We start from the raw sequence: 1,717 nt of genomic DNA, 5'->3' as shown, positions 1-1,717 counted from the left end.
CAATGTCAATGTTCCACCCATGAGCGCCATCCAAGATCGTGCAGTTCAGGAAGAACTGGCGTCGTGGTATGACTGGCACCGTTGATCTCGCTGTATACAGACGAGCAGTGCACGTGCTCCTTAGAAAGGAGGTGATCCAGCCGCACCTTCCGGTACGGCTACCTTGTTACGACTTAGTCCTAATCACCGATCCCACCTTCGACAGCTCCGTCCCTTACGGGTTCGGCCACTGGCTTCGGGTGTTACCGACTTTCATGACTTGACGGGCGGTGTGTACAAGGCCCGGGAACGTATTCACCGCAGCGTTGCTGATCTGCGATTACTAGCGACTCCGACTTCATGAGGTCGAGTTGCAGACCTCAATCCGAACTGAGACCGGCTTTTTGGGATTCGCTCCACCTTACGGTATCGCAGCCCTTTGTACCGGCCATTGTAGCATGCGTGAAGCCCAAGACATAAGGGGCATGATGATTTGACGTCATCCCCACCTTCCTCCGAGTTGACCCCGGCAGTATCCCATGAGTTCCCACCATTACGTGCTGGCAACATAGGACGAGGGTTGCGCTCGTTGCGGGACTTAACCCAACATCTCACGACACGAGCTGACGACAACCATGCACCACCTGTATACCGACCTTGCGGGGCGACCATTTCTGGCCGTTTCCGGTATATGTCAAGCCTTGGTAAGGTTCTTCGCGTTGCATCGAATTAATCCGCATGCTCCGCCGCTTGTGCGGGCCCCCGTCAATTCCTTTGAGTTTTAGCCTTGCGGCCGTACTCCCCAGGCGGGGAACTTAATGCGTTAGCTGCGACACGGAGACCGTGGAATGGTCCCCACATCTAGTTCCCAACGTTTACGGCATGGACTACCAGGGTATCTAATCCTGTTCGCTCCCCATGCTTTCGCTCCTCAGCGTCAGTTACGGCCCAGAGATCTGCCTTCGCCATTGGTGTTCCTCCTGATATCTGCGCATTCCACCGCTACACCAGGAATTCCAATCTCCCCTACCGCACTCTAGTCTGCCCGTACCCACTGCAGGCCCGAGGTTGAGCCTCGGGTTTTCACAGCAGACGCGACAAACCGCCTACGAGCTCTTTACGCCCAATAATTCCGGACAACGCTTGCACCCTACGTATTACCGCGGCTGCTGGCACGTAGTTAGCCGGTGCTTTTTCTGCAGGTACCGTCACTCCCAGGAAAACCCAGTCGCTTCTTCCCTACTAAAAGAGGTTTACAACCCGAAGGCCGTCGTCCCTCACGCGGCGTTGCTGCATCAGGCTTGCGCCCATTGTGCAATATTCCCCACTGCTGCCTCCCGTAGGAGTCTGGGCCGTGTCTCAGTCCCAGTGTGGCCGGTCACCCTCTCAGGCCGGCTACCCGTCGTCGCCTTGGTGAGCCATTACCTCACCAACTAGCTGATAGGCCGCGAGCTCATCCTTGACCAAAATTCTTTCCACCCCAGAAGATGCCTTCCAAGGTAATATCCGGTATTAGCTACAGTTTCCCGCAGTTATCCCAGAGTCAAGGGCAGATTGCTCACGTGTTACTCACCCGTTCGCCACTGATCCAAGGAGCAAGCTCCCCTTCACCGTTCGACTTGCATGTGTTAAGCACGCCGCCAGCGTTCGTCCTGAGCCAGGATCAAACTCTCCGTAAATGTTTGAATAGCTACCCAGCAAGCTGAGCGCCCATCTAGTGCACCCACCAACCGGAATA

Annotated in this window: 1 rRNA gene; it reads right to left on the bottom strand. The window is 55.7% G+C overall.

What is annotated here, in order from left to right:
• Nucleotides 1-124: 124 nt before the first annotated feature.
• Nucleotides 125-1,658: ribosomal RNA gene (locus BMW72_RS18205) — 16S ribosomal RNA — on the bottom strand.
• Nucleotides 1,659-1,717 lie beyond the last annotated feature (59 nt).

Origin of the sequence: Cryobacterium luteum, from assembly GCF_900110125.1 — a bacterium.
In the GTDB taxonomy this organism is placed as follows: domain Bacteria; phylum Actinomycetota; class Actinomycetes; order Actinomycetales; family Microbacteriaceae; genus Cryobacterium; species Cryobacterium luteum.
The sequence above is the reverse complement of the archived record's forward strand: the minus strand, read 5'-3'. Positions and strand labels throughout refer to the sequence as shown.